Below are 19,122 nucleotides of genomic sequence, written 5' to 3'. Positions count from 1 at the left end.
TCTTCGCGCTTTTCCGCCAATAGTGTTCTCCGGGCATGCAGCAAGGCGATTTTTCATTGGCCGGCCAACGGGAGAAAAAGGCATGAAAGGTGAGCATCATTATCAGGTGGCGGTCACCTGGCAGGGGAATTTGGGGGCAGGCACCGAGGATTACCGCGCCTATGGGCGCGATCACCTGATCGGCGCGGTGGGCAAGGCAGACATCGCCGGTTCAGCCGATCCGGCCTTTCGCGGTGATGCGACGCGTTGGAACCCGGAGGATTTGCTGGTGGCTTCGCTCAGCGCCTGTCACAAATTATGGTATCTGCATTTATGCGCTACCTCGGGCATTTCCGTACTGGCCTATCAGGACAACGCCGTCGGGGTGATGCGCGAAGATGCGGCGCGCGGTGGCTTTTTCACCTCGGTGACGCTGCGGCCGCAGGTCACGGTGCGCGACGGCGACGATCTGCAGCTGGCGCAACAGCTGCACGAGCAGGCACATCACCTGTGCTTTATCGCCAACTCGGTGAATTTCCCGGTGGCGTGCGAACCGCAGGCCGAGTACGCAACCCGCTGAATTTTCACTTAGCTTTGCCATTTTCGTTATTTTGAACGCCGGTACGGCTCACGGATACTGGGGGAAAATCCCCAACCGCGAGCCGCAGCATGTCCCACGCCCACTATTTGCACCCTGAACAACGCGACCGCATCCGGCGGCTTCATCGGCGCTGGCACTGGCGGCTGGAGTTGCCCACCTGGGGGATCATGGCGGCAGTGTACGGCGGCTGGTTCGGCGTGGCGCATTATTGGCAGGCGCTGGGCCCGTGGCTTGGCGCGCCGCTGCTGATCCTGCTGACCACCGGGTATATGTCGCTGCAACACGAGCTGATCCACGGCCATCCGACGCGCTGGCCGCGCGTCAATCAGCTATTCGGCCTGTTGCCGCTGGCGGTGTGGTATCCCTACGGGCTGTATCGGGATTCGCATCTGCGCCACCACCGCAACGACCACCTGACCGATCCGCATGAAGATCCCGAAAGTTACTACTTCAGCGCCGCGCAGTGGCGGCGTTATCCCCGCCTGCTGCCGCGGCTGGCCGCGGTGCGCAATACGCTGATCGGCCGGGTGCTCCTCGGCCCGGCGCTGGATATCGTCACCACGCTGTTCGGCGCAGTGAAGACGCTTGCAGCGGGCGATCTGCGCGCCTGGGCGATGTGGCTGGCGCATCTGTCGCTGCTGGCGGCGCTGCTGCACTGGCTGCAGATGCAGGGCATCGGCACGGCGTTTTACCTGTTGGCCATCAGCTACCCGGCGCTGGCGCTGACCAAGGTAAGATCGTTTTTTGAGCATCGCGCCGTGGACGCACCGCAGGCACGTTCTATTATTAATGAGGCGGGCTGGCCGTGGCGGCTGCTGTTTCTCAATCTGAACTACCATTTAGTGCATCACGATTTGCCCGGCCTGCCCTGGTATGGCCTGCGCGAAGTCTATCTGGCGGAACGCGAGGCGTATCAGCGCCGCAGCCAGGGATTCGTCGCGCAGGGTTATGGCGAGTGGCTGCGCGATTACGCGCTGACGCCGATCGACGTCGGCGTGCATCCGCTGAGCGCCGGCGAGCGGCGGGAGGAACGCGATGTCCTGCCGAAGAAAAAACTTATTGCGCGCTGGAAGCGCGTTTCTCAGGATTTTCCAACCGAACTGGCCCATGAGCCGGAAAACATATAACCAGAGGAAAAGTATGGCAATCACCTTATCACGCGGACGTTCCTTTGCCGTCGCGCTGGCTCTGCTGGCCGTCGGCGGTCTGGCGCAGGCGGCCGACTCGGTGCGCGTCGGCTCCAAGATCGATACCGAAGGTTCGCTGCTCGGCAACATCATCGTGCAGGTGCTGGAAGCCAACGGCATCAAGACCACCAACAAGCTGCAGCTCGGCACCACCAAGGTGCTGCGTGGCGCCATCACTTCCGGCGAGATCGACATCTACCCGGAATACACCGGCAACGGCGCATTTTTCTTCTCCGATGAGAAAGACCCGGCGTGGAAGAACGCCCAGGCCGGCTTCGAGAAGGTGAAGCAGCTCGACTACGACAAAAACAAAATCGTCTGGCTCGATGCGGCGCCGGCCAACAACACCTGGACCATCGCCATTCGTCAGGACGTGGCGGACGCCAACCATCTCAAAACGCTGGCGGATCTCGGCAAGTGGATCAACGGCGGCGGCAAGTTCAAGCTGGCGGCCTCGGCGGAATTTATCGAGCGGCCGGATGCGCTGCCGGCGTTCCAGAATGCCTACGGCTTCAAGCTGAATCAGGATCAGCTGCTGTCCCTGGCTGGCGGCGATACGGCGGTGACCATCAAGGCGGCGGCGGAGCAGACCTCCGGCGTCAACGCGGCGATGGCCTACGGCACCGATGGCCCGGTGGCGGCACTGGGGCTGCAGACGCTGGCGGATCCGAAAGGCGTACAGCCGATCTACGCGCCGGCGCCGATCGTGCGCGAAGCAGCGCTGAAGGCGCACGCTAATCTGCCTGAGCTGCTGAAGCCGGTGTTCGCCTCGCTGGACGGGCCGACGCTGCAAAAACTCAACGCGCAGATCGCTGTGGAAGGCCAGGACGCCAAACAGGTGGCGGCCGCTTACCTGAAAGAGAAAGGGTTTGTTAAGGGATAATGCCGAGGTGCCCCCTTTGCCGTCGGGAGAGGGGGTAAACCGAGGGAGCCGGAGCGTTTCTTTGACTATCGCCGTAAAACATCGCGTCTTGTTGACGCTGTTCATGCTGTTGCTGCTGGCCGCGTTCGGCCTGCCGTTCCTCAGTTATGCCCCCAATCGCCTGTTGTCGGGCAAAAGCCTCTCCTTGTTCTCCCTGCTGCACGGCCCGGCGCTGTGGCTGCTGTTGCCGCTGGCGGCATTGGCGATCCTCAGCCTGCTGCCGCCGACGCGGGGGCGGGCGCTGCTGGCGGCGCTGGCCGCCTGCGGGGTGCTGACGCTGGCGTTCTGGATCAGCGGGCAGGCCGCCGGGCGTCTGGCGCAGGAGGGATCGCGCCTGGCACGCACCTCCTGGGGCAGCGGCTGCTGGTTGACCATGGCGCTGAGCCTGCTGATCGCCGCCGACGCCATGGCGCGTCTCACCGCGTCGCACCTGCGGCGGATGCTCGGCAACGCGCTGGTGCTGGTGCCGCCGGCGCTGCTGCTGTTCGGCCATCAGCTCGATCAGCTGTCGCTGCTGAAGGAGTACCATAATCGGCAGGAGGTGTTTGACGCCGCGCTGCTGCAGCACCTGACCATTCTGCTGGCGACGATGGCGCCGGCGCTGGCGATCGGTGTGCCGCTCGGGGTGCTGTGCTTTCGTTCCGAGCGCTGGCAGCGGCCGATCTTCTCCGTGTTGAACATTATCCAGACCGTGCCGTCGATCGCGCTGTTCGGCCTGCTGATCGCGCCGCTGGCGGGGTTGGCGGTGGCGGTGCCCTGGCTGGCGGAACACGGCGTCAGCGGTATCGGCATGGCGCCGGCGATCGTGGCGCTGGTGCTGTACGCGCTGTTGCCGCTGGTGCGCAGCGTGGTGGCGGGGCTGCAAAGCGTGCCGGCCGGCGTGATTGAGTCCGCCACCGGCATGGGGTTGACGCGCGGGCAGATCTTCCTGCGCGTGCAGCTGCCGTTGGCGCTGCCGCTGTTCCTGACCGGCGTGCGCATTCTGGCGGTGCAGACCGTCGGCATGGCGGTGGTGGCGGCGCTGATCGGCGCCGGCGGTTTTGGCGCCATCGTATTTCAGGGGCTGCTCAGCAGCGCGCTGGATCTGGTTCTGCTGGGGGTGATCCCGGTGGTCATGATGGCGGTCATCGTCGATTCGCTGTTTAAATTTTGGGTTTCAATCCTGGACGTATCGCGCCGATGATTCACTTTGAGCAAGTCAGCAAAATTTTTCAGGGCAAGCCGGCGGTCGATGATCTCACGCTGCACATCGCCGAGGGCGAATTCACCGTGTTGATCGGCACCTCGGGTTCCGGTAAGTCCACGACGTTAAAAATGATCAATCGCCTGATCGAACACGATCAGGGCAAGATTCTCTTTGCCGGCGAAGAGATCCAGTCGTTCAAACCGCAGGATCTGCGGCGGCGCATGGGCTATGCGATCCAATCGATCGGCCTGTTTCCGCACTGGACGGTGGAGGAGAATATCGCCACCGTGCCGCAGCTGCTGAAATGGCCGCGCGCGCGCATTCGCGATCGGGTGACCGAACTGTTGGAGCTGCTGCATCTGGAGCCGGATCTGTTTCGCCGCCGCTATCCGCACCAACTGTCCGGCGGGCAGCAGCAGCGGGTGGGGGTGGCGCGCGCACTGGCTGCCGATCCCGAGGTGTTGCTGATGGACGAACCGTTCGGCGCGCTGGATCCGGTCACCCGCGCGGCGCTGCAGGCGGAGATCGCGCGCATCCATCAGCTCTCCGGCCGCACTATCGTGCTGGTGACGCACGACATCGACGAAGCGCTGGGCCTGGCGGATCGTCTGGTGCTGCTCGATCAGGGGCGGGTGGTGCAGCAGGGCACGCCGCTGACGCTGTTGACCGCCCCGGCCAACGATTTCGTGCGTGATTTCTTCGGGCGCAGCGATCGCGGCATCAAGCTGCTGTCGCTGGGGACGGTGGCGGAGCGGGTGCGGCCCGGTGTCGCCGGGGGCGAGCCGATCGCCGCCGCCATGAGCCTGCGCGAGGCGCTGTCGGTGTTCGTGGCGCGCGGCAGCGACTGCCTGCCGGTGGTGGATGAACGGGGCGAAGCGTTGGGGGTGTTGCACTTCCACGATCTGATCGCCGGGCAGGCGCTGTCATGAGCGGGCGCATCGGGCGCCTGCTGCGCGATCCTTTGCCCTGGACGCTGGCGCTGCTGTTGGCGCTGGTGTTCGGCATGGATCATCTGCGCGGCCTGTTCGCCGCCTGGTTCCCCGATCTGGAGCGGCCCATTTATCAGCAGGACAGCTTTATCGCGCTGGTGGGGGCGCACCTGTCGCTGGTGGCGATCTCCAGCCTGATTGCGGTGGCTCTCGGCGTGGCGGCGGGCGTCGCCGTGACCCGACGCGGCGGCCGGGAGTTTCGTTCGCTGCTGGAAACGGTGGTGGCGGTGGGGCAGACCTTCCCGCCGGTGGCGGTGTTGGCGGTGGCGGTGCCGGTGATGGGCTTCAGCGAGCAGCCGGCGATCATCGCGCTGGTGTTGTATGGCTTGCTGCCGATCCTGCAGGGCACGCTGGCGGGCATCGAATCGGTGCCGCCCGCCACGCGCGAGATCGCCCGCGGCGTGGGGATGAGCGCCTGGCAAATTCTGTGGCGGGTTGAACTGCCGCTGGCGGCGCCGGTGATCGTCGCCGGGATCCGCACCTCGGTAATCATCAACATCGGCACGGCGGCCATCGCTTCTACCGTCGGCACCAAGACGCTCGGCTCGCCGATCATTATCGGCCTGACCGGGTTTAACACCGCCTATGTGATCCAGGGCGCGGCGGTTGTGGCGTTGTTGGCTATTATCACCGATATGCTGTTCGAACGTTGGGTGCGTTATCTCACCGCCTGGCGTCAGCAGACGCTGGCGGCCACTCCGGCGGGGTAAGGGGGAAATGATGCAGGTGTCTCTACCGATGTACGGCGTTGGCCGGGAGCAGGCCGAATCCTTCTGGCAGGTGTTGCGCGACAAGCTGCTGCGGCTGGGGCTGCCGGCGGCGCCGGAACGGCTCAGCTGGCCGGACGATTTGGCGCAGCACTGGCGACGCGAGGATCTCTTGCTCAGCCAAACCTGCGGTTATCCGTTGGTCAGCAGCCTGCCGCAGGTGCAGCTGATCGGAACCTATCATTATCGGGTGGAAGGGTGCGACGGGCCGAATTACCGCAGCTGGCTGGTGGTGCGCGCGGACGACCCCGGCGAGCGGCTGGCGGATTTTCGCGGCCGAACGGCGGCGTATAACAGCACCGATTCCCAGTCCGGCTACAACGGCCTGCGCGCGCTGATCGCGCCGCTGGCGCAGGACGGGAAATTCTTCGGTGCGGCTATCGCCTCCGGCGCGCATTATCAGTCGCTGCAGCTGATCCGCAGCGGGCAGGCGGATATCGCCGCCATCGATTCGATCAGCATGGAACTGCTGCGCCGCGCGCAACCGCAGGCGCTGGAGGGGCTAAAAATCATCGGCCGCACGGCGGCGGTGCCGGGCCTGCCGTTGATCACCGCAGCCGGCACGCCGCCGGAACAGGTGGAAATCCTGCGCGCCGGCGCCCGAGCGATGCTGGATGAGGCGGTCAGCGACCGCCTGCTGATCGGCGATTTCAGCCTGGTGCCGCGTTCGGCCTACCAGATTATCACCGTGCTGGAACAGCAGGCCGCCGCGCAGGGCGTGACGGCGCTCTAGCCGCCGTTACAGCAGGCCGCCGCCGTCGATGTCGATCACGCTGCCGGTGACGAAGCCATTCTCCATCGCCAGCAGATACCCCGCCGCGACGTCGGCCGCCTGCCCGACCCTGCCGACCGGCAGGCTGACGCCAACCCGTTCGAACAGCGCCTGACGCTGTGCGGCGCTCATGCCGTCGTAGGCTTCGGTGGCGGTGATGCCGGGGCTGACCACGTTCACCCGCCGCGGCGCCAGTTCCTTCGCCAGCTGTTTGCCGACCGCTTCCAGCGCGGCGTTGATGGCGGTTTTGATCAACTGACCGCCGAGGTATTTGCGCGACAGCTGGCCGGAGGTCAGGGTGATCGAGCCCTGCGGCGCCAGCGTCGGCAGCGCCGCCTGCACCGCGCGCAAACTTCCCCAGAATTTGACGTTGAAGTCGGCCAGCGCCTGTTCAAGGGCGGTCTCCGCCAGCGGCTTCGCGTCCACCAATGGCCCGGCGGTGATCACCAAATGGTCGAAAGCGCCGACGGCGGCGAACAGCGCGCGCAGCGACGCCTCATCGGTCAGATCGGCCTGCATCAGGCGCAGCGCGTCATTCTTCTCCCCGGCGTGAGGGAGACGACGCGAAGCCAGCACCACTTCAGCGCCGCGCGCCGCCGCCGCGTAGGCCACCGCGGCGCCAATGCCGCTGGTGCCGCCCAGGATCACCAGCTTTTGTCGTTTCAGGGGGGAGTCGGGAATCGTCATGTTAAGGCCTCTTTTTAGGTAAGTTTCAACGGGATCTATCTTTCCTGATTGAAAATGACCTAACAATCGGCCTTATTGATAAACACTTATTAATAAATATTAAAGATCATGCCGCGCTAAAGCGGGCGTTTAGCTTCTGATCCACGATGATTTCGAAATCGGTAAACAGCGCCCGGGGTTTCACTGAACGCCCCTGTTTTTCCAGTGCCACCAGGCCGTGCCCGCTCAGCGTTTTCAGCGTGGTGGACAGATTGCTGACCTGGCGCCCCGACAGTTCGGCCAACTGGCTGATGGTCTCGGGGCGGGCAGTGTCGATCAGACGCAGCAGGGCAATATTCTCGTTGCTGAGCACCTGGGCCAGCGCAATCATCGACGTAAACCACACTTTGGGCTCACGTTCCTGTGGCTGGTATTCCCCTTTTGCGATCGCCAGTGTGCGCTTGCGAATCAGTTCTTCAGGCATCACGCCAATCAGTGCTTTCATCATCAACCTCGGTTTTCTCTCTTGCGTATGACTTCGTCTATCCGGGTAAAAAAATCTTCCACCAACTGATAGGCGGAATGAAACTCGTAGGGTGAGCCTTTGTCCGTCGGGGAGTCATGTTGGTGATCATAAACGACGCGGCCTGAAAATTTACCTTTGCGGGGTGTTTTAATGGCATGCGCGTTATCTATGCCAAAAACCCGGGTATTGTGGTTATCATGCAAGGTCAAATTGTAACGGATGCCGTGAGGGATAAAGGCCGTTTGGGTCACCGTCCAGGCCTCGATTTTCCACCAATAGCCATCCTCACGATTGACCCGCGTGCCATGCAGGCTAAGGATGTAGTCCAGTCCGTTGTGTTCATCCATTGATCAAAGCTTCATTTATTATGATCTAATCATAACTATTGGGCGTTTTATCGTCAATCCGATACGCCATGAATCCGGCTCTCTAAGAAGGGAAATACATGACCTCATTTGTCGATCTCGAGGTGTTTGTCCGCACGGTGGACGGCGGCAGTTTTTCCGCCGCGGCGCGCGCGCTGGATATCACTCCGGCGGCGGCCAGCATTGCGGTGAAAAGGCTGGAGCAGCAGTTGGGCGCGCGGCTGCTGGTGCGCTCCACCCGCAGCCTGAGGTTAACGGAGGAGGGGGCGCGCTATCTCGACAGCGCGCGCCTGGCGCTGGGGGCGTTGGCCGAAGGAGAGCAGGCGATCCGCGAGAAGCATCAGGGGCTGTCCGGAGTGCTGCAGATTTCCGCGCCGTCGGATTTTGGCCGCAATCTGCTGCTCGGCTGGCTGGACGAGTTTCGGCAACAGCATCCCCACATTCAGCTGCAGCTTCTGATCAACGATCGGCAGGCGGATCTGTTCCGCGAACCGGTGGATGTGGCGTTGCGCTTCGGGCCGCTGGCCGACTCTTCGCTGGTGGCGCTGCCGATCCTGCCGCAGCATCGGCGGCTGATCTGCGCCAGCCCGGATTATCTGCGGCGGCATGGCGCGCCACAAACGCCGGCCGATCTGGTTCGGCACAGCATTCTGGTGTATCAGCCCAGCGGCAAACGGCAGGTGGAATGGCGGCTGTGGCGCGGTGAGGAGCTGGTCGAGCTGCCGCTGAACGGCAGCTATTTTACCGATGACGGTGAGGTGGCGCGGCGCTGGGCGCTGGCCGGGCACGGCGTGGTGCGCAAGTCGGCGATCGACGTGGCGGCGGATATTCGCGCCGGGCGGTTGGTGCAGCTGTTGCCGGAATGGCGCAGCGACGCGGTGCCGATCAATCTGGTCTGCCCGCATCGTTCGCAGGTGTCGGAGCGCGTCAGGCAACTGCAGCGCTTTTTACAGCAGCGCTGCCAGCGCTGGATGGACGATCACTTGGCCTGAAGAGTTTCGGTTTGCGCCGGCGTAGCGGCGGTATCCCCGGCAGGCGCGCTTTCTTCGTGCGGGGTGGTGGAACGGGTGTAGATGTTCAGCCCGGCGAGGAATACGCCGCCCAGAGAACCGAAGGCGCACAGGGCGATGACGATGACGAACGCTTTTTTCAGCATAGGAATAATTTCGCAGGTTGCTTGGAACAGCGGGAATTATAGCCCCTTCGCCGGGTGAAACAAGAATCGTTTTTAACGGCGGCCCGCAGACCGCCCTTTGTGATCATCGCCGTTCGCAGTCGATGGCCTGCACGTTGGCCGGGCGGGCGAACAGGTATTTTCCCAGCGTCACCAGCACCACCGCCGCCACGATGATCACCAGCGCCAGCCACTCGCGCGGCGCCAGCGATTCGCCGGCAAAACCGATGCCGAGCAGCACCGCCACCACCGGATTGACGTAGGCGTAACTGGTGGCGACCGCCGGGCGCACGTTCTTCAACAAGAACATATAGGCGCTGATCGCCAGCATCGAACCGAAGACGATCAGATAGCCCAGCGCCAGAAAGCCGCCGGTGCTCGGCATCTGAGTGAGGCGCTCGCCGCTCAGCTGGCTGGCTGCCAATAACACCACGCCGGCGACCAGCATCTCCGCCGCGCCGGCCATCGGCCCGGCCGGCAGCGAGATGCGCGATCCCAACACCGACCCAAAGGCCCAGCTGGCCGAAGCCAGCAAAATCAGCAGCGCGCCGGTCGGGTTGCCCACCAGGTTGTTGCCGGTGTTGAGCAGCACGATGCCCACCAACCCGAGCGCGATGCCGGCCCATTCCAGTTTGGTGTTGCGCATGCCCCACAGCAGGCTGAAGCAGAGGGTGAACAGCGGCACCGTCGCCACCATCACCGCGGCGATGCCGGAGGGCACATGTTGGTGTTCCGCCACCGTCACCAGGCCGTTGCCCACCGCCAGCAGCAGAATGCCGATGGCGCCGGCGGCCAGCCACTGCTTCAGCGTCGGCAGGGCGTGGCCGCGCCAGGCCAGGAAACTGAACAGCACGATGCCGGCTGTCAGAAAGCGAATGCCGGCCATCATCAGCGGCGGCCACTGCGCGACGCCGAGGCGAATGACGAAATAGGTGGAACCCCAAACGATATATAACGTGAACAACGCCCCGATCAACGGCAGGACGCTACGGCTTTGTTGGCTAAGCATAGGATTGTATTTTGCGGGAATGATTATTATTAGAACGCTCAGTAAACCCGATCGGGCAACCGATAAGCAATGGCCTTCGGCATTATTTTTCCGGCTGCTGAAAGCCGTTCAATGGCCTTGCTGTTTCCACTGCAGCCAGCTGACGGCCGGCAGGTAAATCGACCAGCCGACGGCCAGCAGCAGCAGCATGAACTCGGGCGGCACGCCGGGCAACAAGGCGTCCAGCTTCCAGGACACGGCGTAGGCGAAGGGGCCGACGGCGGCGCCCAACACCGCCAGCGGCCAGGGGGCCGCTCTGACCACGTCCAGCAACCAATACCACCAGCAGCCGAAGCCGATCCACAGCGCGATGGTCCAGAGCGGCAGGCCGTGTTGCCCGCTGTAGTGCAGCACGCCGCTGTAGCTCCACAGCCCATCCATGCCGATACCGCCCAGGGCGGCCAGGGCCGCGCCTTTGCGGCGGGCTGCAGGGGTAAAGATCAGCGCCAGCGCCGCGCCGGCCAGCAGTATGCCGTTGAGCCGATCGCGAGTCAGCAGCGCCAGCAGCCAGCAAACGCCCAGTCCCAGCGTCGCCAGCCAGAATCCGGCATGCGGCTTCTTCATCGTTCAACTCCCGTGGGGTTACTCTGCCGCTGCGCCAAGCGCCGACGGATTTGCCAGAGCGGGCGCGAGGCCCGCTGTTTGCCTGAATGTTCGTTAGTTCAACCTTAGAAGGGAAGGTGCGGGGTGCACAAGCAGAATAATCTGTACCGGTTGAAAACGTGGGCAAAAACCGGTATTACAGGCGGGAAATCCGGTAGGCGCAGCGGCGCGAGCCGGCCAGAATGTGTTCGGCGCGCTCCACCTGCGCCTGCAGCACTTCGGTGAAGATGCTTAATTCCGCCCGGCAGAAGCCCTGGCAGACGGTGGCGGCGGCGCAGATCGGGCAGTGGTTTTCCACCAGCAGATAGGAACCGTCCTCCTCCTGGCGCCATTCGGCCATATACCCTTCGCGGCAGCGGATCTCGGTCAGGCGCGCCACGCGTTCGCGCAGCTCGGTGGCGCCGATCATCGCCTGCTTGTAGTTGATGCGGTTTTCCTGCTCGCGGGTCTCGATCAGCACGTCGATCGCTTGTTCGCCCAACTTGTCGCGCACGGTGCGCAGCAGCTGCACCGTCAGATCCGCATGGGTATCGGGAAAGCGCGCGTTCCCGGCAGAGGTCAAATGCCACAGCTGCACCGGGCGGCCCACGCCGCGCGTTTCCGCCACCGCTTCGACCAACCCCTCTTTCGCCAGCTTGACGAACTGCTGGCGTGCCGCCTCACCGGTGGTGCCGAGCACTTTTCCTGCGTCAGAAGCTAGCTGCGGGCCGCGGGTTTTCAATAACGTCAGCAAGCGGTCACTGACCGATTGTGCGGTGCTGCCGCTATTTTCCAAGTTTATTCTTGACATATTTCTCCGCCTCGCCCTAACTTATTCCAAGATAACTCTTGTTAAATTTAACGCAATCTTATGACCAACTCAATGCCATTCCTCTGAAAACAGGACGACAACCGTGATAACCCATGACGACAGCCGCTGGAGCGACCTTTTCTCCGGCAAAAATGCGGCCAGTGCGATCGCGCTTTCGCTCGGCGTGGCGCTGCATGCCATCAATATTCTGGTCGCCACCACCATTCTGCCCTCGGTGGTGCAGGATATCGGCGGGCTGGATCTCTATGCCTGGAACACCACGCTGTTCGTGGTGGCGTCGATCCTCGGCTCCGCGCTGTCGGCCCGGTTGCTCAGCGGCTATGGCGCACGCAGCGCCTATCTGGTGGCTTCGCTGTTCTTTATTGTCGGGGCGGCGCTGTGCGCGCTGGCGCCGAGCATGCCGGTGATGCTGATCGGCCGCACGGTGCAGGGCTTCGGCGGCGGGCTGATCTTTGCGCTCTCCTACGCGATGATCAACCTGGTGTTCGAGCAGCGATTGTGGCCGCGCGCCATGGCGCTTATCTCGGCGATGTGGGGCATCGCCACCCTGGTGGGGCCGGCGGTGGGCGGCATTTTTGCCGAGCTGCACGCCTGGCGTTGGGCCTTCGGCATTCTGCTGCCGATCATGGCGCTGTACGCTGCGTTTACCTTCCTGATCCTGCCCAAGGGCAAGGCGCAGCAGGCGGCCGCGCCGTTGCCGACTGCGCAACTGCTGTTGCTGACCGTGGCGGTGCTGGTGGTGTCCGCCGGCAGCCTGGCGCACAGCGTCTGGATCAATCTGGCGGGCATCGCGCTTTCGCTGGTGCTGATGGCCTGGCTGATGAAGCGCGAGGCGCACGCACGCGCGCGCCTGTTGCCGCATGGCTCGCTGCGGCGCGGCTCATCGCTGGCGGCGCTCTATATTACGGTCTCGTTGCTGGTGATCGGCATGACCAGCGAAATCTTCGTGCCCTATTTCCTGCAGCTGTTGCACGGCCAGTCGCCACTGATCTCCGGCTATATCGCCGCCACCATGGCCGCCGGTTGGACGTTGTCCGAAATCCTCAGCTCCGGCTGGCGCGGGGCGGGCATTCGCCGGGCGATCGTCAGCGGGCCGCTGTTCGTGCTGGTGGGCCTGCTGGCGCTGGCGATCCTGATGCCGACGCCCTCCGGCGGTGACTGGCAGGCGCTGACGCCGATCGTTATCGCATTGTCGCTGGTAGGGTTCGGCATCGGCTTCGGTTGGCCGCATCTGCTGACGCGCATTTTGCAGGTGGCGCCTGAAGCGGACAAAGATATCGCCGGCGCTTCAATTACCACGGTGCAGCTGTTCGCCACCGCATTCGGTGCGGCGCTGGCCGGGATGATCGCCAATCTGGCGGGGCTGAACGATCCGGGCGGCGCGGCGGGCGCGGCATCGGCGGCGCGTTGGCTGTTCCTGGCGTTCGCGCTGGCGCCGCTGCTGGCGGTATTCAGCGCCTGGCGCTGCGCGGCGATCGCGCCGCCGGGCGCAGAGACGGGCAATTTTGTACAAACTCCGCCCTCGCGCGAGTGCTAGAACGCTTCTCCTCATTCGGCGATGTTTGCGGTGATCCTGGCGTTCTTCCTGCGCGATATTTTTTAAAATCCGCTTGCTATATCTCTAATTTGAGATTATTTCTCTTATATGGGATTTTCAAGCGGAGTGTGAGCGGTGGATAACGGTTTGGAGACTGCCGACCTGAGGTTGGCGCAGCGGCTGGCGGATTTGCGCCAGCAGCGGGCGTGGTCGCTGGAGGAATTGGCGCAGCGCACCGGTCTTAGCCGGGCGACGCTCTCGCGGGTGGAGCGCGCCGAGACCAGCCCGACGGCGTCGTTGCTGAACCGGCTGTGCGCCGCTTACGGGTTGACCATGTCGCGCCTGTTGAGCGAAATCGAAGACGAGCCGCCGGAGCTGCTGCGGCCGCAGCAGCAACCGGTGTGGGTCGATCGCGCCAGCGGTTTTCACCGTCGCTCCGTTTCCCCGCCCGCCGCGCTGTATAAGGCCGAGTTTATCGAAGCCCGGCTTGATGCCGGCGCGCAGATCGATTACGACCTGCCGTCGATTCCGGCGCTGGAACATCACCTCTGGTTGCTGTCCGGGCAGTTGGAATTGACCCTGGAAGGGCGCGTTTTCCGGCTGTCGGCCGGCGACTGCCTGCGCTACCGCCTGTTCGGCGCCTCCCGTTTCCATGTCCCCGGCGATGAGCCGGCTCATTACACGCTCGTTATTTGCAGGCCATAGCCATGATTGAATTGCAACAGTGGGATGCCGCTGCGGCGCAAAGCGCCATTGCCGACTTGGCCGAGATGCTGCACGCCAGCGTGGCGCACGGCGCCAGCATCGGTTTTGTCATGCCCTTTACGCAGGAACAGGCGCAGGCATTTTGGCAGGGGGTGCTGCCGGCTCTGGCGCGGGGAGAGCGTGCGATGCTGGTGGCGCTCGCGAACGGCCGACCGGTCGGCACCGTGCAACTGCTGCTGGCGATGCCGGACAACGGCCGCCACCGCGCGGAAGTGGTCAAGCTGATGGTGCACCCGCAGGCGCGGCGGCAGGGCGTCGCCCGGCTGTTGATGCAGGAAGTGCAGGCGCTGGCGGCGCGTCATCGCCGCAGCCTGTTGGTGCTGGACACCCTGAGCGGCAGTGCGGCGCAGGGGCTGTACCGCCAATTGGGGTTCGAGGCGGCGGGCGACATCCCGCAATACGCCCGCGCCAGCGACGGCGGGGCGTTGGAATCCACCTGCTATATGTACAAACTGCTGTGAGGGTTAGCGCCCGCGCCAGGCTTTGATCGCCTGCTGGCGCACCTGCAGCTTCTGTTGCGGCGTCAGCTTGTTGTAGTCGCGAGCCAGGCCGCTCTCCCAATCGCCGTACAGCGGGTTGGGCAGCACGATGAATTCGGTGCCGAATTTGTTCTGGTTCTCGCTGACAAACGCCCGGCGCTGCGCATTATCCTGGTGGTAGGTCGCGGCGCCGAAGTCGTTCAGGTTGTCGCCCGCGTACACCACGATGTCATAGCCGGCTTGTTTGATGGCGTCGAAGCGCGCCTGCTTATTGGACGTGTCGGTACTGAGCAAGACGGTTTTTTCCGACATGCCGGTGAAACCGAGCTTCTGCATGTTGGCCACCGTGGCGGCGTATTCGCTCTGCTTGCGGTTCGAGACGTAGAACATCGTCCCCTGGTGGGCGTTAACGTAGCGGGCGAACGACACTGCCCCCGGCACCGCGCCGGCCTGTTCGGCCTGCGTCCATTGGGCCCAGGTGGCGCTGTCATACGGCTGGCCCTGCTGCGCCTGCCAGGCGGAGTAGGCGCTGTTGTCCAGCATGGTTTCATCCAGATCGACCACCACCGCCTTTTTGCGGCCCGGCGCGGCCCTGGCCCGATCGAAGGCGCGTTGCGCGCTGTTGAACGCTTGGTGGGCCAGCGCCTGGTATTCACCGGACTGTTGGAACCAGTTCACCGCCAGCACCGACTGATCCGCCAGCCGCTGCTGGGCCTGGGCGTCGGTGTGCGGCGGCTGCGCGCAACCGGCCAACGCCAGCAGCGCGACGCCAATCGCCGCGCCGAGGGTGAGTTTCCTTGCCTGTTTTCCTGCCATCGTTATCTCTCTCGGTTTTATTTTTGTGGGCTGTCCAGCAGCATATCCATCTCGAACTGGCGCAGAGGATCCTGCCGCCAGCCAAGATGCGTAAAGAAGGGGGCGGCCACCTCGGGCACAAAAACGTTGGCGGTCAGCGGCAAAGGGGCGAACTGCGCTTGCAGGGCGGCCAGCAAGGCGCGGGCATGCCCCTGGCCGCGGTGCTGCGGCGGCACGTAGATCAGGCGCAGCCAGCAGTGCTCGGCGCCGGGCATCACCACGGCGTAGGCCTGACGATTGAGCGTATAGGCTTGCGGTGTGCCTGGCAGCTTGAACAGCGATTCGGGAGCGATCAACCAGGGCAGATCGGTGGCGCCTTCCGCCGTCAGGCGATGGCTGACGGTCAGCGGATCGACCGCCTGCAGCGCCGCCGTGCCTGGCGGCACTTCCGCCGGCGCCTGATGGCCGGTCAGGGTGCGCACGATGCGCAGCCCGGCGCGGTGGTACAGCGCCAACGCGGCGTCGTTGCCTTCGATCACCTCCAACGACAGCCGCCGATCGCCGCGCTGGCGGGCATCCGCCACCAGCCGCTGCATCAGCGCCTTGCCCAGCCCCTGGCCGCGCATCTCCGGGCGCACGGAAAAGGCCGCCACCCGGCTGTGCCGGCCGCGGCGAGCGATCAGCGCCACCGCCACCGGTTCATGGCGGTGGGTGACGATCAGGCTGTCGTTCAGGCTGAGGTCTTCGGCGCCGAAGCGGGCGGCGAAGGTTGAACCGTCGAGCACGAAACGCACGATGTAGTTTTCAAAACAGTGGTTGAGGATGTTGGCCAGTTCGTCGCTGCTGTAGCGCAAGGCGTTGTGGTAGTCGAAGCGTCCGTCGTTATGCATGGCTGATTCCGCTCGGGGGAAAGCTATACATGTAGACCCGTTTGTTTTGCAAGGCAAGCGGGGGGATTCGCCGGCGGGGAAAATAAAAACAAAAAAGCCGGACGCAGCCGCCCGGCGAAATAAAACTCTGGGTATCAAGTGACGCTAAAGTTTGCAGTGGTGGTTATTCATTCATCACATCAGAACTGGTAGGTCAGGGCGACAACAACGACGTCGTCGTTTTTCAGACCCAGCTTGTTGTCGTCATCAAGCTGGTTGATTTTATATTCGACATAAGTGGACATGTTTTTGTTGAAGTAATAGGTCGCCGCCACGTCGAAATATTTCACCAGATCGACATCGCCGATGCCTTCAATATCTTTGCCTTTCTGCTGAACGTAACCCAGCGATGGGCGCAGGCCGAAGTCGAATTGATATTGCGCGACCAATTCAATCCCTTCCGCTTTATTGGCGAAGCCGCTAACGGAGGTCGAGTTATTATTGATGGTAGCGGTGCCGGAAATAGGCGCGATATTGCGGCTCTGCGAATAAGTCGCGGCCAGGTAGACATTGTTGTTGTCGTATTTCAGACCGCCGGCCCAGATATCGGCCTTGTCGCCTTTACCGAAGGTGCCCGCCTTTTGCGTGGCGGTACGGTTGGAAGAGGCATAGGCGGCGCCCACGCTCAGGCCGTCGATGATTTCATAGCTGGAGGAGAGACCCCAGCCGTCGCCGTTCGCCTTGCTGGCGGAGCGGCCGTCGTTTTCGTTCTTGCCCTGGTACTGCACGGCAAATTTCAGGCCGTCGACCAGGCCGAAGAAGTTGTTATTACGGTAGGTGGCGACGCCATTGGTACGGCCGTTCATAAAGTTGTCGGTCTTGATATAAGCATCGTCGCCGAATTCAGGGATCATATCCGTCCAGGCGCCAACGTCGTAAATGATACCGTAGTTGCGACCGTAGTCGAAGGATCCGAGGTCCTTATATTTCAGACCGGCGAAGCCCAGACGCGTTTTGGTGTCTTTGGTGCCGTCGGATTCAGAATGGTTGGCGGCGATCTGATATTCCCACTGGCCATAGCCGGTCAGCATATCGTTAATCTGAGTCGCGCCTTTAAAGCCGATACGGACGTAAGTTTTATCACCGTCGTTGCCGGCATCATCGGAGAAATAATGCAGGGCTTTCACACGACCGTAAAAATCGAGCTTGTTGCCGTCTTTATTGTAGATTTCTGCTGCCTGTGCCGCTTGCGCAAGTAAAAGTGCCGGAATAATAACGGCCAGAAGATTACGTTTCATGGGTTACCCTGCTTTATTCGATTGAAAGACGCTTATCATCAGTTGCATTGCTGTTTTACTGTGCCGCCTGATTGTTGGCGGCGGAGAATTTTTACCGTAGTAATGTGATCTATTTATGACAAAAAATTCATTTTCATGTCGAACGATTAAAAAAGTCGCGCAAAGGGTGAATTTTTTCTTCAGCCGATGGTCTGCGGCTGGTCTACAGTTACCGATACCTTGTTCCGCTGCGGGAGGAATCATGCACGATACTTATACTTTGTTCGGTACGCAGGGCTGCGGTTCGACCATCGTGGCCGCCGCGTTGGCGTTGACCGCTTTCCCCTGGGGCTATGAGGAGGTGGATTACACGCAGGACGGCCCGGAGCGCGATCGCCTGTTGGCGCTGAACCCGCTGGGTCAGGTGCCCACCTTAGTGTTGCCCAATGACGAAGTGATGACGGAGAGTGCGGCGATTATCCTGCTGCTGCACGATCGCGCGCCGCATGCCGAGCTGGCGCCGCCCGGCGGTTCGCCGCTGTTGCCGCGTTTTCTGCGCTGGCTGCTGTTCATCAACGCGGAGATTTACCCCACCTTCACCTATGCCGACCATCCGCAGCGCTGGCAGCCGCAGGCGGCAGGGGCGGAACAGCTGAAAAACGCGGTAATGGATTATCGTGAGCGTTTATTGCGGCAGTTGAACGCCGCCGCAGGGGCGTCTGGCCCGTGGTTTCTCGGCAAGAGCTTCAGCGCGTTGGATCTGTACGTGGCGGTAATGTGCAACTGGCGGCCGGGCCGCGCGTGGTTCCGGCAACACTGCCCGCGGCTTTACGCCATTGCCGAACGGGTGGAGCGGCGGCCGGAGCTGAATGCGCTGCTGAGCGCCCATTTCGACGGCGTTGCCTCGCTGGAACCGTGAAATCGCCCCGCCGCCCGGCGGGGAACCATCCCGTTTTTCTGAACTGAGAGTGCCGAAAATCCCGATTTTCACTCGCCTCGGCGGCGGGTAGCGTAAGGTTATCCGCAACTGACAGGAGAGTGTGATGCCATCAAAATCCCAGGCCGGGCAACAGGCGTTCGGCGATATCGCCCCCAAGCTGGCGCGGCTCAGCGACAGCGTCTTGTTTGACGATGTCTGGCAGCGGCCAGAGCTGAGCCCGCGCGAGCGCAGCCTGATCACCGTCGCCGCGCTGGTGGCGCTCAACCGCCTGGAGCAACTGCCGTTTCATCTGCAGCTGGCGCAGCGCAACGGTGTCGATCGCCCGCAATTGGCGGAGCTCATCACCCACCTGGCGTTTTACGCCGGCTGGCCCGCGGCGGCGTCGGCCGTGGCGCGCCTGCGTGAGCTGGAACCGGAGGCGCCCCATGCCGTTTAGCCGCATCGCCCTGCATCAGGGCAAGTCTGCCGACTATCTGCAAACCTTGTCCGACAGCCTGCATCAGGCGCTGGTGGAGGCCTTCGAGGTGCCGCCGGCGGACAGGTTTCAGGCGATCGATCAATACCGCCCCGGTGAGCTTATCTACGATCGCGACTATCTCGGCGGGCCGCGCAGCGCGGATTTCGTGCTGTTTTACATCACCGCCGGGCGGCCGCGCGACAGCGACACCAAGCGGCGCTTCTACGGGCGGCTGGCGGCGCTGCTGGCGGAAAACCTGCGGCTGAACCCCGAGGATGTGATGGTGGTGATCGCCACCACCCAGCGGGACGAGTGGTCATTCGGCGGCGGGCGCGCCTCAATGATCGATCCGCAGACGTAACTCGGGCTGACGTCGTCGGCGGTCTGTGGGACAATAGCGCCATCAT

24 protein-coding genes are annotated in these 19,122 nt (G+C 63.0%); 14 read left to right on the top strand and 10 right to left on the bottom strand.

Annotated elements, in window-relative coordinates:
• Nucleotides 1-82 precede the first annotated feature (82 nt).
• The 7 genes from ACMGF7_RS00875 (at nt 83) to ACMGF7_RS00845 (ending at nt 6,364) form a co-directional block, all read left to right on the top strand.
• Nucleotides 83-559 (top strand): OsmC family protein, encoded by a 477-nt coding sequence (locus ACMGF7_RS00875; protein ID WP_004939379.1) that lies wholly within the window; start codon nt 83-85, stop codon nt 557-559.
• A gap of 89 nt (nt 560-648) precedes the next feature.
• Nucleotides 649-1,707, top strand: coding sequence for a fatty acid desaturase (locus tag ACMGF7_RS00870; RefSeq protein WP_197763649.1), 1,059 nt, complete (start codon nt 649-651; stop codon nt 1,705-1,707).
• A gap of 13 nt (nt 1,708-1,720) precedes the next feature.
• On the top strand, nt 1,721-2,650 hold the full coding sequence (gene osmF / locus ACMGF7_RS00865) for an ABC transporter substrate-binding protein (RefSeq protein WP_004939374.1): 930 nt from the start codon (nt 1,721-1,723) through the stop codon (nt 2,648-2,650).
• A gap of 61 nt (nt 2,651-2,711) precedes the next feature.
• Nucleotides 2,712-3,872, top strand: a complete 1,161-nt coding sequence (locus ACMGF7_RS00860; protein WP_015377121.1) for an ABC transporter permease — start codon at nt 2,712-2,714, stop codon at nt 3,870-3,872.
• The gene (locus ACMGF7_RS00855) at nt 3,869-4,804 is read left to right on the top strand and encodes an ABC transporter ATP-binding protein (protein WP_273890310.1); all 936 of its coding nucleotides are present in this window, start codon (nt 3,869-3,871) and stop codon (nt 4,802-4,804) included. Before ACMGF7_RS00860 ends, ACMGF7_RS00855 begins: the two co-directional genes overlap by 4 nt.
• The gene (locus ACMGF7_RS00850) at nt 4,801-5,574 is read left to right on the top strand and encodes an ABC transporter permease (RefSeq protein WP_088381381.1); all 774 of its coding nucleotides are present in this window, start codon (nt 4,801-4,803) and stop codon (nt 5,572-5,574) included. The genes ACMGF7_RS00855 and ACMGF7_RS00850 overlap by 4 nt, the downstream gene beginning before the upstream one ends.
• Nucleotides 5,575-5,581: 7 nt before the next feature.
• On the top strand, nt 5,582-6,364 hold the full coding sequence (locus tag ACMGF7_RS00845) for a phosphate/phosphite/phosphonate ABC transporter substrate-binding protein (RefSeq protein ID WP_031299702.1): 783 nt from the start codon (nt 5,582-5,584) through the stop codon (nt 6,362-6,364).
• Nucleotides 6,365-6,370: 6 nt separating this feature from the next.
• Here the strand turns inward: ACMGF7_RS00845 and ACMGF7_RS00840 are convergent, their stop codons facing one another.
• The 3 genes from ACMGF7_RS00840 to ACMGF7_RS00830 form a co-directional block, all read right to left on the bottom strand.
• Nucleotides 6,371-7,090, bottom strand: coding sequence for an SDR family oxidoreductase (locus ACMGF7_RS00840; RefSeq protein ID WP_273875105.1), 720 nt, complete (start codon nt 7,088-7,090; stop codon nt 6,371-6,373).
• Nucleotides 7,091-7,196: 106 nt separating this feature from the next.
• Nucleotides 7,197-7,577 carry a MarR family transcriptional regulator gene (locus tag ACMGF7_RS00835; protein WP_004939357.1) on the bottom strand — a complete coding sequence of 127 codons (381 nt, stop codon included), beginning with the start codon at nt 7,575-7,577 and terminating at the stop codon, nt 7,197-7,199.
• Nucleotides 7,577-7,942: a DUF6516 family protein gene (locus tag ACMGF7_RS00830; RefSeq protein WP_004939355.1), complete on the bottom strand. Its 366-nt coding sequence runs from the start codon at nt 7,940-7,942 to the stop codon at nt 7,577-7,579. Before ACMGF7_RS00830 ends, ACMGF7_RS00835 begins: the two co-directional genes overlap by 1 nt.
• Nucleotides 7,943-8,040: 98 nt before the next feature.
• On the opposite strand from ACMGF7_RS00830, the gene ACMGF7_RS00825 reads away from it, so the two are divergent.
• Entirely contained in the window at nt 8,041-8,952 is a 912-nt protein-coding gene (locus ACMGF7_RS00825) for a LysR family transcriptional regulator (RefSeq protein ID WP_015377126.1), read from the top strand.
• Here the strand turns inward: ACMGF7_RS00825 and ACMGF7_RS00820 are convergent.
• The 4 genes from ACMGF7_RS00820 to ACMGF7_RS00805 form a co-directional block, all read right to left on the bottom strand.
• Nucleotides 8,940-9,116 (bottom strand): hypothetical protein, encoded by a 177-nt coding sequence (locus ACMGF7_RS00820; protein WP_004939348.1) that lies wholly within the window; start codon nt 9,114-9,116, stop codon nt 8,940-8,942. The genes ACMGF7_RS00825 and ACMGF7_RS00820 overlap by 13 nt on opposite strands.
• 103 nt (nt 9,117-9,219) lie before the next feature.
• Nucleotides 9,220-10,143, bottom strand: coding sequence for a drug/metabolite exporter YedA (gene yedA, locus ACMGF7_RS00815; protein WP_015377127.1), 924 nt, complete (start codon nt 10,141-10,143; stop codon nt 9,220-9,222).
• A 108-nt stretch (nt 10,144-10,251) separates the two neighbouring features.
• Nucleotides 10,252-10,746: a DUF2878 domain-containing protein gene (locus tag ACMGF7_RS00810; protein WP_015377128.1), complete on the bottom strand. Its 495-nt coding sequence runs from the start codon at nt 10,744-10,746 to the stop codon at nt 10,252-10,254.
• Between the two features lie 175 nt (nt 10,747-10,921).
• On the bottom strand, nt 10,922-11,575 hold the full coding sequence (locus ACMGF7_RS00805; protein WP_015377129.1) for a helix-turn-helix transcriptional regulator: 654 nt from the start codon (nt 11,573-11,575) through the stop codon (nt 10,922-10,924).
• Between the two features lie 103 nt (nt 11,576-11,678).
• Between ACMGF7_RS00805 and ACMGF7_RS00800 the strand changes: the two genes are divergently transcribed.
• The 3 genes from ACMGF7_RS00800 (at nt 11,679) to ACMGF7_RS00790 (ending at nt 14,359) form a co-directional block, all read left to right on the top strand.
• Nucleotides 11,679-13,133 (top strand): MFS transporter, encoded by a 1,455-nt coding sequence (locus ACMGF7_RS00800; protein ID WP_015377130.1) that lies wholly within the window; start codon nt 11,679-11,681, stop codon nt 13,131-13,133.
• A 135-nt stretch (nt 13,134-13,268) separates the two neighbouring features.
• A complete protein-coding gene (locus tag ACMGF7_RS00795; protein WP_015377131.1) occupies nt 13,269-13,838 on the top strand; it encodes a helix-turn-helix domain-containing protein in 570 nt (189 codons plus the stop codon).
• 2 nt (nt 13,839-13,840) lie between these two features.
• Nucleotides 13,841-14,359, top strand: coding sequence for a GNAT family N-acetyltransferase (locus ACMGF7_RS00790; RefSeq protein ID WP_164095300.1), 519 nt, complete (start codon nt 13,841-13,843; stop codon nt 14,357-14,359).
• A gap of 3 nt (nt 14,360-14,362) precedes the next feature.
• On the opposite strand, the gene ACMGF7_RS00785 is transcribed toward ACMGF7_RS00790, so the two are convergent.
• The 3 genes from ACMGF7_RS00785 to ompC all read right to left on the bottom strand — a co-directional run bounded on the left by ACMGF7_RS00785 (nt 14,363) and on the right by ompC (nt 17,339).
• The gene (locus ACMGF7_RS00785) at nt 14,363-15,193 is read right to left on the bottom strand and encodes a 5'-nucleotidase, lipoprotein e(P4) family (protein ID WP_197843045.1); all 831 of its coding nucleotides are present in this window, start codon (nt 15,191-15,193) and stop codon (nt 14,363-14,365) included.
• 17 nt (nt 15,194-15,210) lie between these two features.
• Entirely contained in the window at nt 15,211-16,062 is an 852-nt protein-coding gene (locus ACMGF7_RS00780; protein ID WP_171453596.1) for a GNAT family N-acetyltransferase, read from the bottom strand.
• A 179-nt stretch (nt 16,063-16,241) separates the two neighbouring features.
• Nucleotides 16,242-17,339, bottom strand: a complete 1,098-nt coding sequence (ompC, locus tag ACMGF7_RS00775; RefSeq protein WP_004939326.1) for a porin OmpC — start codon at nt 17,337-17,339, stop codon at nt 16,242-16,244.
• Nucleotides 17,340-17,580: 241 nt separating this feature from the next.
• Here ompC and ACMGF7_RS00770 point away from each other — a divergent pair, with 241 nt between their 5' ends.
• The 3 genes from ACMGF7_RS00770 (at nt 17,581) to ACMGF7_RS00760 (ending at nt 19,076) form a co-directional block, all read left to right on the top strand.
• On the top strand, nt 17,581-18,237 hold the full coding sequence (locus ACMGF7_RS00770; RefSeq protein ID WP_015377134.1) for a glutathione S-transferase family protein: 657 nt from the start codon (nt 17,581-17,583) through the stop codon (nt 18,235-18,237).
• A 124-nt stretch (nt 18,238-18,361) separates the two neighbouring features.
• A complete protein-coding gene (locus ACMGF7_RS00765; RefSeq protein ID WP_273890312.1) occupies nt 18,362-18,694 on the top strand; it encodes a carboxymuconolactone decarboxylase family protein in 333 nt (110 codons plus the stop codon).
• Nucleotides 18,684-19,076, top strand: coding sequence for a tautomerase family protein (locus ACMGF7_RS00760; protein ID WP_021503923.1), 393 nt, complete (start codon nt 18,684-18,686; stop codon nt 19,074-19,076). Before ACMGF7_RS00765 ends, ACMGF7_RS00760 begins: the two co-directional genes overlap by 11 nt.
• Nucleotides 19,077-19,122: the final 46 nt, after the last annotated feature.

This window comes from Serratia sp. BNK-17, from assembly GCF_048684935.1.
In the GTDB taxonomy this organism is placed as follows: domain Bacteria; phylum Pseudomonadota; class Gammaproteobacteria; order Enterobacterales; family Enterobacteriaceae; genus Serratia; species Serratia nematodiphila.
The sequence above is the reverse complement of the archived record's forward strand: the minus strand, read 5'-3'. Positions and strand labels throughout refer to the sequence as shown.